Annotated in this window: 14 protein-coding genes; 3 read left to right on the top strand and 11 right to left on the bottom strand. The window is 40.1% G+C overall.

All coding sequences use genetic code 11. The annotated features are described in order from the left end of the window. Nucleotides 1–33: 33 nt before the first annotated feature. Complete coding sequence (locus MHH37_RS09500) at nucleotides 34–768, bottom strand: alpha/beta hydrolase (protein ID WP_065215992.1); 735 nt, start codon at nucleotides 766–768, stop codon at nucleotides 34–36. Nucleotides 769–870: 102 nt separating this feature from the next. Next, nucleotides 871–1,743, bottom strand: a complete 873-nt coding sequence (locus MHH37_RS09495; RefSeq protein ID WP_087617277.1) for a DMT family transporter — start codon at nucleotides 1,741–1,743, stop codon at nucleotides 871–873. A 455-nt stretch (nucleotides 1,744–2,198) separates the two neighbouring features. Here MHH37_RS09495 and MHH37_RS09490 point away from each other — a divergent pair, with 455 nt between their 5' ends. Further along, a complete protein-coding gene (locus MHH37_RS09490; RefSeq protein ID WP_008407105.1) occupies nucleotides 2,199–2,579 on the top strand; it encodes a nucleotide excision repair endonuclease in 381 nt (126 codons plus the stop codon). A gap of 89 nt (nucleotides 2,580–2,668) precedes the next feature. Here MHH37_RS09490 and MHH37_RS09485 read toward each other — a convergent pair whose 3' ends face one another. The 8 genes from MHH37_RS09485 to MHH37_RS09450 all read right to left on the bottom strand — a co-directional run bounded on the left by MHH37_RS09485 (nucleotide 2,669) and on the right by MHH37_RS09450 (nucleotide 9,958). Beyond that, on the bottom strand, nucleotides 2,669–3,262 hold the full coding sequence (locus MHH37_RS09485) for a hypothetical protein (RefSeq protein ID WP_014823909.1): 594 nt from the start codon (nucleotides 3,260–3,262) through the stop codon (nucleotides 2,669–2,671). Between the two features lie 141 nt (nucleotides 3,263–3,403). Next, entirely contained in the window at nucleotides 3,404–3,976 is a 573-nt protein-coding gene (locus MHH37_RS09480) for a hypothetical protein (protein ID WP_342576054.1), read from the bottom strand. 9 nt (nucleotides 3,977–3,985) lie between these two features. Continuing rightward, nucleotides 3,986–5,062 carry an FAD-dependent monooxygenase gene (locus tag MHH37_RS09475; protein WP_342576053.1) on the bottom strand — a complete coding sequence of 359 codons (1,077 nt, stop codon included), beginning with the start codon at nucleotides 5,060–5,062 and terminating at the stop codon, nucleotides 3,986–3,988. After that, nucleotides 5,055–6,170: a bifunctional diaminohydroxyphosphoribosylaminopyrimidine deaminase/5-amino-6-(5-phosphoribosylamino)uracil reductase RibD gene (gene ribD, locus MHH37_RS09470; RefSeq protein ID WP_342576051.1), complete on the bottom strand. Its 1,116-nt coding sequence runs from the start codon at nucleotides 6,168–6,170 to the stop codon at nucleotides 5,055–5,057. The genes MHH37_RS09475 and ribD overlap by 8 nt, the downstream gene beginning before the upstream one ends. A gap of 12 nt (nucleotides 6,171–6,182) precedes the next feature. Further along, complete coding sequence (locus MHH37_RS09465) at nucleotides 6,183–6,917, bottom strand: GTP cyclohydrolase II (RefSeq protein ID WP_008407110.1); 735 nt, start codon at nucleotides 6,915–6,917, stop codon at nucleotides 6,183–6,185. 135 nt (nucleotides 6,918–7,052) lie between these two features. Beyond that, nucleotides 7,053–8,498 (bottom strand): sodium/pantothenate symporter, encoded by a 1,446-nt coding sequence (panF, locus tag MHH37_RS09460; protein ID WP_342576238.1) that lies wholly within the window; start codon nucleotides 8,496–8,498, stop codon nucleotides 7,053–7,055. Further along, nucleotides 8,498–8,770 (bottom strand): YhdT family protein, encoded by a 273-nt coding sequence (locus tag MHH37_RS09455; RefSeq protein ID WP_193433777.1) that lies wholly within the window; start codon nucleotides 8,768–8,770, stop codon nucleotides 8,498–8,500. The genes panF and MHH37_RS09455 overlap by 1 nt, the downstream gene beginning before the upstream one ends. A 204-nt stretch (nucleotides 8,771–8,974) precedes the next feature. Beyond that, nucleotides 8,975–9,958, bottom strand: coding sequence for a diaminopimelate dehydrogenase (locus tag MHH37_RS09450; RefSeq protein WP_340798436.1), 984 nt, complete (start codon nucleotides 9,956–9,958; stop codon nucleotides 8,975–8,977). Between the two features lie 251 nt (nucleotides 9,959–10,209). On the opposite strand from MHH37_RS09450, the gene MHH37_RS09445 reads away from it, so the two are divergent. Then, a complete protein-coding gene (locus MHH37_RS09445; RefSeq protein WP_014823916.1) occupies nucleotides 10,210–10,668 on the top strand; it encodes a hypothetical protein in 459 nt (152 codons plus the stop codon). Then, nucleotides 10,656–10,949 carry a YxcD family protein gene (locus tag MHH37_RS09440; protein ID WP_008407115.1) on the top strand — a complete coding sequence of 98 codons (294 nt, stop codon included), beginning with the start codon at nucleotides 10,656–10,658 and terminating at the stop codon, nucleotides 10,947–10,949. Before MHH37_RS09445 ends, MHH37_RS09440 begins: the two co-directional genes overlap by 13 nt. A gap of 55 nt (nucleotides 10,950–11,004) precedes the next feature. On the opposite strand, the gene MHH37_RS09435 is transcribed toward MHH37_RS09440, so the two are convergent. Then, complete coding sequence (locus tag MHH37_RS09435; protein ID WP_342576048.1) at nucleotides 11,005–13,311, bottom strand: YhgE/Pip domain-containing protein; 2,307 nt, start codon at nucleotides 13,309–13,311, stop codon at nucleotides 11,005–11,007. Nucleotides 13,312–13,529 lie beyond the last annotated feature (218 nt).

The raw sequence follows: 13,529 nt of genomic DNA, 5'->3' as shown, positions 1-13,529 counted from the left end.
GGACCCAAAAAATGGATCCCTCTCTTTTTAGTTTTAGCTGTTTAGGAAACGAATGATTTCTCTTGCTACCGTTTGAGAATCTTCCACCATACCAAGATGTCCTGTATTGGTTTTTACTTTCTCCACATTCGGGTTGGATGTCGTAATCGGTGTGACAGCTTTGTCCTGTTCTCCTTCAATGACGAGAATTGGAATTGATATTGTATCGACAAGATCTCGTTGGTTTGGACGTGACTTCATAGCACCTAGTGCAGCAACAAGGCCTTCTTCTTTTCCTTCATAGGCAACTTCTTTTGCAAACAGCACATCTTCCGTTTTTGCATCGGGCGCAAGGAAGTTATGAATCACTCCGTCTACGAACGAGCCTGTTCCATGTTCCTGAATCTCTTCTTGTTGTTTCGTTCTTTTATCGATTGCTTCTGGTGTATCCGATGAGTCGGATGAATACAATAAGACAGCCTTTTCGATTTTAGAGTATTGTTTCTCGATTGCCGCCAATGTAATATAGCCACCCATCGAATGCCCGACCCAATAAGCCTTTTCAACTTTTTCCGTAACTAATACATCGATTATATCTTCGGCATAGCGATAAACTGTATATTCCCCTTCCGGCATTTCACTTTTTCCATGCCCTGGTAAATCGATTGCAATGACATCAAATTGCTTTGTTAAAGGTTCCATAATTTTTTCGAATATTGCTGTACTCCCTAAAAATCCATGTACTAATACTACAACTTCCCCAGAACCATTTCGCGTATAATTTAACATATAACCAGTCCTCCCCTGAATTCATCTCTTATCCTTTTCCGTATTTCTATAATAATAAACAAAATCAGCCATTTTAAACGGATTGCTTAAAATGGCTGTTCATTATATATAGGATTTTTTACGTCTAAAGGTCGGTTTGACTTCTGCAAACAAAATCGCAAAGAAGATAAGAACACAACCAACAAGCATACGCCCAGTTAAAATTTCATTTAAAATAAGGACGGAGAACATCGTACCGAACAATGATTCCGTTGATAAAATAATTGCAGATTTCGTAGGGTTTGCATATTGCATGCCGATATTTTGGCATACATACGCCACAGCAGTACAAAATATTGCCAAGTACACTATGATACCCAACCCTTCTGAAGTATAAGTCGTCGGCACTTCCCCTAGCATGACAACACTAACTACACTTAGGACAGTCGCCGTATAAAACTGGACAATTGTCAGCGCTAAAGCATCTTCAGTTTTAACAAATACATTTGTATAAAAAATATCAAAAGCGAATCCGACCGCACAAAGAATCGACAGGAAATCGCCAAAATTAATCGTCATCGAATCCTGCAATGATAAAAATCCAATTCCGACCACTGCCACACCAGCTGCAATAAACTCAAACCGGTCAATTCTTCTTTTGTAAATGACATAAGCGATAATTGGAACGATAATGACATTAATCGCTGTCAAGAATGCATTTTTAGATGGGGTTGTATATTCCAAGCCCATGGTCTGCAGGGCAAAGGCGATAAACAAGATTGCGCCGAGAATCGCACCTTTCCATATTACAGCTTTTGAAATGAGTTTTAATTTTTTATAGAAAATGAAACTTAAAATAATGGAAGCTAATAAAAATCTCCCGGCCATCAATTGAAAAACGGTCCAATGTTCAAGCCCTTTCGCCATTCCGACAAAACCGCTTCCCCACATGACAGCGGTGATGAGCATGAGCAGCTCACCTTTATATTTTTGCATATGATTCCTTCTCTCTTTTTAAACTACTGTTTATGTATAATTGTTTTTAACTGAACAAACTACTATTACAATAGACAAACTTCGAGGAAAAAGAAAGCGAAAATTCAAAAATTATCTTAACTTGCAGTAAAGTTAGAATTTTTTGCTTGACTGGGTTTGTTACAAGTAGTTTTTTTATTATCTAAAAGGTATGTAGATTATGGTATTGATTTAGTTTTGTTCGAAGTAAGTGAATAGATAAAATCAATTAATAGTGTCGGATAATATGTATATACTTCGTGTAGTTGATTAAGGTAATTCCTTTTATATTGTCGGAAATATCCATAGTTTTGAAAATAACGGTAAAAAATCCGCTTATTTTATTATTCGCCAATGCCTGGCCTACTATATCAATAGCATTTTATCGTATTATCGTGTAAAATAAACTTTTAGAATAATTTAGGGACGTGAACAGTTTGATTAAAATTGAAATGCCAAAACCAGATTTAGTAATTCGTCAACGCGAACAAGTGTTAAAACCAGGGGATGTTGAAATTACACCATACTTCGGATTTATTGATTTCCATAAAATTACGCGTGATAAAGGCGGTATCTTCTTCTTCTATAATGAAAAGAACGAGCTTTTATTCGTAGGTAAAGCACGTAAAATCCGTCAACGTATCAAAAAGCACTTTGAAGACAATGTTTCACCAATGAAAAACCACCGTGCTGAAATTCACAAAATTGAAGTATATGAAATTGAAGATCCAATGGAACGTGAAATTTACGAAACATTCGCAATCAATCAATTCCAGTCAAAATACAATATCGATAAAGTATTTTTCGAACGCGCATAAGCTTATTAACCATAAAAGCCATTCTTTCTCTGAGAGAAAAAATGGCTTTTTTCTATGTTTGAAATTAACCGTTTTGATAATGGACTTATTTACTCCGCTTTAAAATCAAGCATTTCATTAATTTTCGACAGGTCTTCCATTATGCCTTTTTTCTGGATGGCAATGCCGTCGTACCATTTGTTTAAAATGTCCTGCATGCCCTTCTCGATTTCTTTTCCTTCCGATACGAGCTGTACCATCACGTCAATTACTTTTGTACGTTCTTCGTAAAACTTGACCCGTGCCGGAAAATCTTTGCCGATGTTTTGTTTAAAAATATAGCCGAGTTTAATAATTCCATTATTCATCAGCTGCTCCGAGTAAAGTGTCGATCCGACAACTGCTAAACGCTCTTTAAAATCCGGCTCTTCTTTAATATAGTTTTGCATCAGGAGGGCAACCTCATCTGCGAAAGATTTGAGTTTGTTGCGCTGTCCTTCCATCAAATCTTTAGATTCCTCGAAAATATTTAGCATCAGTTCTGTATGTTCAAGCATATTTTTCACTTTATTTAATGGTTCTTCACTTGCTCCATTCAGACGTACTTGAATTGTACGATATACATATTGGCGTTGTAAGTAGGCCGACAGTAATATAATCCCGTTGTAATGAACGCTTGCTTCGTAATGTTGTTGTGTTATCATAGTAAAATCCTCCAACCAGTATGTCTATACACTGTTAACAATACCACATATTCTTTCTCTTGAAAGGAAAAAATTCAAACTATTTTAACTTTTATATAAAAAAGAAAGTCTCGGAATGGCTCCGTGACTTTCCCATATCGATTACACCGATGCGTAACCGACCAGTTTATTGAATTCATCCCAACTTGTAAGACGGGTGTATTCCACAGTCTGATTATATGACTGGTTTTTCACGATTACTTTCGTAGTGCTACCAGCCAATGTGTTTAAAACAGCTGGTTTATCATCTACATATACATCAAGTTCCAGGTTTTTGATAATATCGATTTTCTCATGGTCTGCCATCCCGCAGTAAAAACGCTCATCCACAACCGGGAACCCTTGTTCTTTTACCCATGCGCGGGTCTGTTCACAATACCCTTTCGGACGGGATGTAATATAGTAAATTTCATGCCCTTCTTCTGCTAAAGCGTTCAATACCTCTTTTGCGCCTTCAAAGCTTGGACAATCCGTGAAATAGATTTCTTCCATTGAGTCTTTCCACATTTGGCTGCCTTCTTCATTTGTTAGCCCAAATGGTTCATGGATTTCGACAGTTGCAATTGTATCAAACACATCTTCGCCAATCGTTTTGTTCAATTTTTTATTATATAAATGAAACGCATGTCGACGTAAATCGATTAACGTATCATCAATGTCAAATCCGAATTTCATATCCCTCACCTAACTTAATACGAGAAAAGCTTCATGAAACTTTTGCTCTTTTTCTATTTGTATTGCCTGGATTTTTTCAATCTGTTGTTTTCGTGCTGTTGCGCAGCTGATAAAATCAAATTTCTCATTTTCCAGTAGCATTTGTGCCAGCACATGGGCATCCATTAACGAACTATTTAATCCGTACGCGCCGGTCGGAGTCATCGTATGCACAGCATCCCCGATCAATGCAACACCTTCTTTACCCCATTGCTCCGTTGTACTGCTGAATACATCAAGCAGCACAAAGTCTTTCCATGACTGGATATGTTCCTGTACGACAGGGGCCAATTGTGGAAATGCTTTTACGAGCTTTTCAATAAACGGCATAAAAGGCTGTTTACGTAATTCCGGATAGCTTCCTTTATTAATATTCCAGCCGATTTGTACAAATCCTTTTGCCTGTGTAAACAAGGAAATTTGCATGCCATCAACAAGGGCCATTTTAATGGAAGGTGTCCAATTTGCAGGTGCCGGTATTCTTGCCCAGAGCAGATCATAGCCATGATCGCGGATCGTTACATCCAGATTCGCCAATTTTCTGACTGTAGAATAGCGCCCATCCGCACCGATGATAAGCTGCGCCTCAATTGTCATATCGTTATCACCTTGTTTGGCGCGAACTGCTGTATATTGTCCGTGCTCGTTTTGAACAAGCTCTTTAACCGTTGTATTCAATAAATAGTTAAACGTTGGATAGCCTTGTGCCTGCTCGATAATTGCTTGAAGCAAATGAGCTTGCGGAACATGGATGCCTAAATGCCCTACAGCCGGATCCGGTTCAACTGTTTTAAACTTTTCACCGCTCATCCAATATTCCAATGTTTCCATACGCAGCAAACCAAGCTGTTCAATTCGTTCAAAAAGCCCGTGCTGTTTTAGAATCCGCTCGCCTTCTTCATTTAAATGTTCCCCGCGGAATGCCTTTGCAAAGCCATTTGTCCGTTCAATTAAAAGAACAGACACATTATTTTTCGCCAATATATTGGCAAGAAGCGCGCCTCCTGGACCACCGCCAACAATGCATACATCCACTTTTTTAATCATGTAAACCAGCCTTCTTTGGATAGGCAATAATACGCAAATCTTCCCCGACGTGAGTGACTTCACCGAATTCAAGCTGATTTGCCAAATCAATTGTTTCTACATCAGTTCCTGTAAACGGTGTAATGGAGTTTTTCCCACCCAATACTTTCGGTGCGATATACACAATATACTGGTCAATGAAGCCGCCTCGTAAAAATGACGCGTTCACATTGCCCCCACCTTCAACAAGTAGATGCGTAATACCCTTTTTATATAATGCTTTTAACATATCCCCTATGTGCAAGCCTGATATTTCTTTTTCAACTCGAATAATTTCAACACCATTACGCTCCAATTGCTGTGCCTTTTCTTCATCAGAATCGAGTGAAGTGACAATGATTGTACGAGCTTCCGTTGTGTCCGCAATATGTGCATCAACCGGTGTTTTCAAAGTACTATCCAACACGACACGTATCGGGTTACGACCTTGTCGACCATCATTTAGTCGCGTCGTCAGCTTTGGATTATCATTTAAAACCGTTTGTACACCTACTAATATCCCGTCCACTTCATGACGCAATTCATGTACATCCGCGCGCGCTTCTTCCCCTGTAATCCATTGTGAATGACCATTATATGTCGCAATTTTGCCGTCAAGTGTCATGGCGAATTTCGCAACTACAAACGGACGCTCTGTCAGCATATTATGAATAAAGCGTTCATTCAGCTTTTGTGCTTCCTCTTGAAGCACACCGACTTCCACTTCGATTCCCGCATCGCGTAAAAGACGAATACCGCGCCCAGCTACTTCAGGATTTGGATCTTCCGTGGCAACGACGACGCGCTTAAACCCACTTTCTTTCAACAGCTTCGCACAAGGTGGTGTTTTGCCGTAGTGTGAACATGGTTCCAGTGTGACATAAATTGTCGCATCTTTTGTATGCTCGCCTGCCATATTCACCGCATGTACTTCTGCATGGGGTTCCCCTGCTTTTCGATGAAGTCCTGTACCGACAATGACACCATCTTTTACGATAACGGCTCCAACTAGCGGATTTGGATTTGTATTCCCTCTGGCACTTGCTGCCAATTCAAGCGCAAGCTGCATATAGTCCTGATCAGTTTTCATTTGAAATTCTCCTTACACAGTTAACTTTTCAACAATTCCGATATGTCCAGACTTTTCTACTTTAGTTTTCAAGTACTGTTCATTCGTTTCCGTCAGGCCGCCCCATAATGGAATATGGCCATCCGCAAGTAAACCGTTTTCCTGCAGTGCTGCAAGTTTTTTCGGATTGTTCGTAATGAGCGTTACCGGTTTTGCCCGCAGGACTTGCAATACTCGGATTGCATCATCATATGAGCGGACATCATCTTCAAAACCGAGTGCATGATTCGCTTCCACCGTATCAAACGCTTCTTCCTGCAATAAGTAAGCAAGTGATTTGGAAAACAGACCAATACCGCGACCTTCATGATCTGCCAAATAAAAGATAGCGCCACAGCCGTGTTCAACAATCATCTTCATGGATTCATGTAGTTGATAGCCACAGTCACAACGCTGTGAACCGAAAATATCACCTGTATGACAAATGCTGTGCATACGGATCAATGCATCATCCTGATTGGCAAAATCACCATACACAAGTACAGATGACTGCTGGCCAAAAGCTAAATGCATCGATGATACAGAGTCTACTACCTGTTCTTTCGTCTGGTTTTTTTCAACAGTTGTCCATGAGTACCACTGAAATGTTGCTTCTAGATTTTCTTGTTTTATAGGTAGCTTTACCGGTCCGACAACTGCAATATTTTGCAGATCATCACGACGGACAAGCTGAATTTTATCTTCTAAAATAGCCATTATTTTTTTCATCTTATCACCTTTATTTTTTATTAAGTTACTTTATGTAACCTAGTTTACAATAATAAGCGTTTAACGTCAAATAAACCAGAACTATCAATTGATAGTCCTGGTTTCTATCATACAGAGCCAAAACGATTCTGGCTATTAGAAATGGTAATCTTCTATTTTTTTCACCTTTTGTGCAATCATACTTACTGCTACAAATGTGATAAGAGAAGCTATGATCGGAATTGTTACGGAATGCATGCCATAAATATTTTCCGCAAAACGGTAGATGACAATATATAATGTCAGGCCGACAATCATCGAACTGATAGCCCCGTATTTGTTTGCTTTCTTCCAGTACAGGCCAAAAACAACACTCCATAAAAAGGCCGATTCCAGTCCACCGAACGCAAACAAATTCAGCATGATTAACAGCTCAGGCGGTTTAACGGCAAAAATAACTACCGCGCCACCGATAATGCTTGTCACCCAAAAGCTGCGATTTTTAATTTGTGCATCGCTTGCTTTCGGGTTGATATAATTTAAATAAATATCTTTTACAACCGTAGAACTTACTAGTATCAACAGTGCATTAACCGTCGACATAATGGCCGCCATTGGAGCTGCAAGTACGATTCCTGCCAGAACCGGCGGCAGCACTTCCAATGTCAGCAACGGCATGACTTTATCGCCGACTTCAATTCCCGGCATGACCGGACGTGCAAATACACCGATTAAATGCATGCCAAACATGATTGTCCCGATTCCGATTGTCCCGATTAAAATGGCTTTATGTAGGCTTTTAGAATCTTTGTAGCTCATCGCACGAACCGCGATTTGAGGCAAACCAATAACACCAAGTCCAATTAAAATCCAAAATGTTGAAACATACACTGGTGTCAGGTTTTGTTCCGCACCAAATGGCGTCACTAAATTCGGATTTTCTGCAATCAATCCTTGCATAATTGTGTCAACACCACCACCGGCAATGACTGTAGCAATAAGTAGGATGACCGTACCTACAATCATAATCGATCCTTGCAATGCATCCGTTAATGCAACAGCCCGGAAACCACCGATAATTACATACGCCAATACGGCTACCGCAAAAATGAGCAATGCACTTGTATAAGAAAGCCCTGTCAACGATTCAATCAGACGTGCCCCACCTACCCATTGCGCTGTCATGGAAGCAAATAGGAAGATGATGATACTGATTGCCGATAAAATAACAATGGTATGGCTGTCATAGCGTTTCTTTAAAAAGTCGATTAATGTAATCGCTTCAATTCGGCGTGCCACAATCGCAAATTTTTTGCCGAGCACCATTAAAACAAAATAACCTGCAGGCAGCTGTGCCATTGCCAACAGAACCCATCCAAGACCTGTATTATAGGCAACTCCTGGTCCCCCAATAAAACTTGAGGCACTGCCATATGTCGCCATCATCGTCATTGCCAGGATAAAACCGCCCATTTCTCGACCGCCTAAAAAATATTCCTGTAAAAACGAATTAGATGTACGGACTTGGCGATTTGCCCAAATACCGATGCCAAAAATGATGATTAAAAATATGAGTAATGGAATAATCACAGACCAATGTATCATTTTTGTTCGTCCTCCTCTTCAAGTGAAATATCTTTGAAGAAAAGCTTCATTGCAAGCCAGATGGCAATAATCATGAAAATGGTTCCTGCGATACAGCTATAGAAAAACCATGCCGGGAATCCGAATACATAGTCATACTCAAGCGGGTCACCAGAACCAAGCCCATACGCAAATCCGAACCAGATTGCAAAGTTGATGATGACAAGCACGACACCGATCAGTGCTTCTTTATGTGCGATTTTAAAACGCTTATCCTGCACATTAAACATCCTTTCTGTTTACCATTTAAATCTGCTGTAATTTCAGATTCATTAGGGAATTAACTCGCTCTAAAGTGGACAACCGTCATTTTAGAGACTTAACCTCTCTATTCTACGTTGCCAAACCTTGAATGAAAAGACTTTGTCGACGATTTGTCTAGCAAAAATAAAAAAGCGTCGCCTAGATTTACTAGACGACGCCCCATTTGGAAATTACAGTAACTCTTTGCGCAAATCGGCCGGTGATTTTGGGGATAATAAACCGTATGGAATGTCGAACACCGTTTTTGCCCCTTTGTCTCCCTTTGCGTGCAATTTGTATGCAGCGCGGGCATAGGCAACGAGAACACTTGATGTAAACATCGGATTCGATTCTAGCGTTAATGAAAACTCCATAATTTGTTTGTCTGATTCGCCGGATTGACCAGAACGGATAACAAATCCGCCATGTGGCATACCTTGGTGATTTTCTTTAAATTCAGCTTCCGTAATAAAGTTCACAGTCGTATCATAATCCGCAAAATAATTTGGCATTTCTTTAATTTCTTTTTCGATCGTTGCTGCATCTGCACCTTCTGCCAATACAACAAAGCATTCACGGGCATGTTTTTCACGTGTTGTCAGCTCCGGATTTTCACCATTGCGCACACGGTTAACCGCTTCTTTAATCGGCAATGTATATTGCACTGCATTTTTTACGCCTTCAATACGACGCACTGCATCTGAGTGACCTTGGCTTAAGCCGTCTCCCCAGAATGTATATGTATTTCCTTCAGGCAGTACTGTTTCACCCAATAGACGATTCAATGAAAACAGACCCGGGTCCCAGCCAACCGAAATGATTGAAACTGTGTCACTTTTTTGCGCCACTGCTTCGACTGCATCAAAAAACTCCGGAATTTTTGCATGCGTATCATAGCTGTCGATCGTGTTGAACCATTGCGCAAAATGAGGAACTTGCTCAGGTAAATCCTTTGCCGAACCACCACATAAAATCATAACATCAATTTGTTCTTTGTAATTCGGTGCATCTTCCACTAAATAAACCGGTACGTTCGGTGATTGGATTGAAACTGTAGCAGGATCACGTCGCGTAAATACAGCTACCAATTCCATGTCAGCATTTTGTCCGATTGCTGCTTCTACACCACGACCTAAATTCCCGTAACCTACAATACCAATGCGAATTTTACTCATTATTCATTCCCCCAAGTTAATTATTCGACGATTGCTCATTTACATCATGATGTAAATTCAGAATTTTCGTCTAAATTATATTTCATCATACAGTTTCATTTTTATGAATACAATATTTTTTGTTATTTTCACAAGAAATGTTATCTTTCGCGCGATGCTTGTATTATTTACATAAAAGTGTTTTCATTTTCTATTTAGGTGAATTTTTGATATACTGATAAAGTAAAAAATAGACTAATTGGGGGAAAAACATGAAAAAGTTATCAGCGATTTTATTAGCATTCACACTTGTATTTTCAAGTGTAGGGACTACGATTTTATTTGCTAATGATGCACAGTCAGTTGAAGCAAAAGGTTACAAATCTGGGAAAAAAGGCTTCAACAGCAACAATAACAATTCTAATATTCAGAAAAACAACAACGATGCAACAAACCCGACAACAACAAAACAAAATAACAATACAACGAAAAAGAATGATTCAAATACAGCTTCATCAAACAAAGGCGGTTTAATGAAAGGCTTAATGCTTGGTGGTTTAGCTGGTTTATTATTCGGTAGCATGTTTGCCGGCATGGGTATGTTAGGTAACATTTTAGGTCTGTTAATCAACGTAGCAGCAATTGCGGCAATTGTCTTCTTCCTAGTGAAGATTTACCAGTTGATCAAACGCAAAAAAGATAAAGAGGTTACTGATACGTGGAAAAACTAACATTACTTGAACAAGATTTAATTAATGCCGTTTGTCTATTCCATGCAAAATTCAAAAACACAGCACCTGAAGATGTGGAAGTGGAGCTGATGTATGATGATGTTGCGGGTTATTCAGCGGAAGCTTTCTACAATGGACAGCTAGACGTTTACAACTCTGTAAATTTCATTATGGCACTTCGTCTGTATATTGATGAGCAGCTTGGCCGAGATTCAATGTCAGCCCGTATTTCACTTGCTATTGATGATGAAGAAGGCATGATTGCTCACGTAGAGTTTTAATAAAAAAACTGTAAAACCCGTCTCCTCTCAGATTTGAGAGAAGACGGGTCTTATTTTATGCAGTCGGCTGTACTTCCGGCTTATACTTCGTCGTAAGTGATTTGTAGCTTACGATAAACGCGATCAGTGCCAATATAGAAGCAGCGACTAAATAAATGACAAGGACTAAAGCATTCGATGATAACATTGAAAGATCACCCAATGAAATAACCGATTTGAATCCTGAAATTGAATACGTAAACGGTAAATACGCACTTACAGCCTGTAAATTTTCAGGCAGCATTGGAATCGGCAAATTCGAACCTGTAATCGATAATTGTGCAACAGCAAGTACAAGTGCGATAAATCGTCCGATATTGCCTGCAACGGATACAAGGAAGAAAATAATTGACATGAACACAACGCTGACAAAAATCCCGAATAAAATAAACTGTACTACATGATCTACCGATAGCTGTAATACGACTAATGTAAATCCTGTAACCAATACCGCCTGAATTGTAGCAAACAGTGCTAATTGCAGCCATTTAATGACAAACCAACTTACAGCAGACTTTGGCAATACAGCCGGCTTTTTAAAGTCCACAAACATGGACAACACAAGCATACCTACAAATAATGCCAACGATAAAATATACGGAGCTGTTGAATCTCGGTAATATTCATAAGCATTAACCTTCTCCCCTGCCAACGTGACCGGTGAAGAGAACATTGCAATATTTTTATCGGTAATTCGTAATGCCGCCACTTGCTCACGACCCCCTTCCAAACCAGTCACCAATTCCGATGAACCTGCCTGAAGACGATTGACACCATCATTTAATGAAGTAACACCTTCTGTCATTGTTTTCCAGCCGACTGCAACGGTTTCATTACCCGTGCTGATTTGTGTCAACCCGCTTTTCAGGTTGGAAACACCTGCGCCTAATTTGTTCCATGAACTTGTTAGCGATGCGTTACCATTTGCTACTTGGGAAGCACCACCCGCTAAAGTAGATGCACCTGAAACGACCGCTGTCTGTCCTACAACGAGCGCATCGATTCCTTTTACTGCCTGCCCTTGTCCAGCTGTTAATGAACTAATACCGGATACAATCGTTTTCTGACCGGCAATTGCGTTTTCAATTCCGGCTGTCAATGCAGGCATTGATTGTGCCATCTGGTTGGCACCATTGCTTAATGCATTGGCACTTTGAACGGCAACCGGATAAACGGTACCAAGCTCTCCTAAACCTGCACTTAAAGCAAGTAAATTTTCACGGTATGCTTCCATGCCAGGTGCTTGCGCCAATGTTTGCAGTAATGCTGCACCTTGTGCCATTTGTTCGATATCCGCCTGTTTTGACTGCAATACGGTCGCCAGCTGGTTTAAGCCTTTTGCCAACCCTGGATTCCCCTGCGTGCCGTCCCCTAGAGCGATGCTAGCATAAAGCCGATTTGCTCCTGCTGAAAGCTGCTGTAATCCATTCAGAAGATTTTCAGAACCGGGCTGCAATTTCTGTAAACCTGTATAAATTTCCGTTGAACCGCCTTTTAATGAATTAAGACCCGCTAACACTTGCTGTGAGCCGCCCTTTAACTGTGTCGCACCAGATGCCACTTGACGTGATCCGGACGCTAGTTTATTAATATTGCCTGTTCCACCATTGATTGCGGAAAGAAGCTGACCTGCCCCTGCATCAGCCGTTTTCGCACCGGCAGCAAGTTTGTTAATGTCTGCCGATTTTTCCGTCAACGATGTTAACAATGTATTCGTCCCGTCCGCCAGCTGCTCTGTACCATCTGCAATTTGCTTCGAACCATCCGCTCCACTAGCAAATCCTGTTTCGATATCCGTAAATCTGGAGAATACCGTTCTGGCATAGGTCGCTGTAATTTTGTCCCCTAATTGTTCGCGAAGTTTTTCTACAGCACTGTTCGTAACTTGCGCACCCATGAAGTTTAATCCTTCATTTTGAATGTAACGCAATTCCGGCACTTGCGGATTTGCATCAAGAACAGTGGTCACCTTTTGGGAAAAGTCTTCCGGTACTTCTACCACTAAGTAAAATTCCTGCTTATCCAGCCCTTCCATCGCTACTTCTTCCGTCACAAAATGCCAGCCCAATGAGTTACTTTCTTTCAATGTTTCCATTAAATCATTGCCGACATTGATCGCTTGACCACCTGAAATCCCTCCGGCATCCTTATTGACGAATGCAACCGGTAAGTTATCCAGATTGTCGTACGGCCCCCATGTAGCAGACAGAAGAACTGCTACATAAACAATCGGAATGAGCATGACACCGATCAATGCAATGAGTAAACCTTTGCGATTTTTCAGTGACTGCAATTCCTTCCCAAACAACTGAAACGACCCCATAAAAACCCCCCTTTTTATGAAAATAATCCTATACGAATGAATAAAGACTCATTGCGTATATACAATAATATATTCTAAGTTTTTACATATTTCTACTAGAAAATGTAAATATTTTCTTGTTAGTACGTGAATTTTGTTCATATTAATATTCAAAAAATAGGACAAAATAATCGCTAAATAATTTTCTATTTTAGGACTCTCTTTATTTATCTGAATAT

Source organism: Solibacillus sp. FSL K6-1781, assembly GCF_038630735.1.
GTDB classification, from domain to species: Bacteria; Bacillota; Bacilli; order Bacillales_A; family Planococcaceae; genus Solibacillus; species Solibacillus silvestris.
This window is presented reverse-complemented; position numbering and strand designations above follow the sequence as displayed.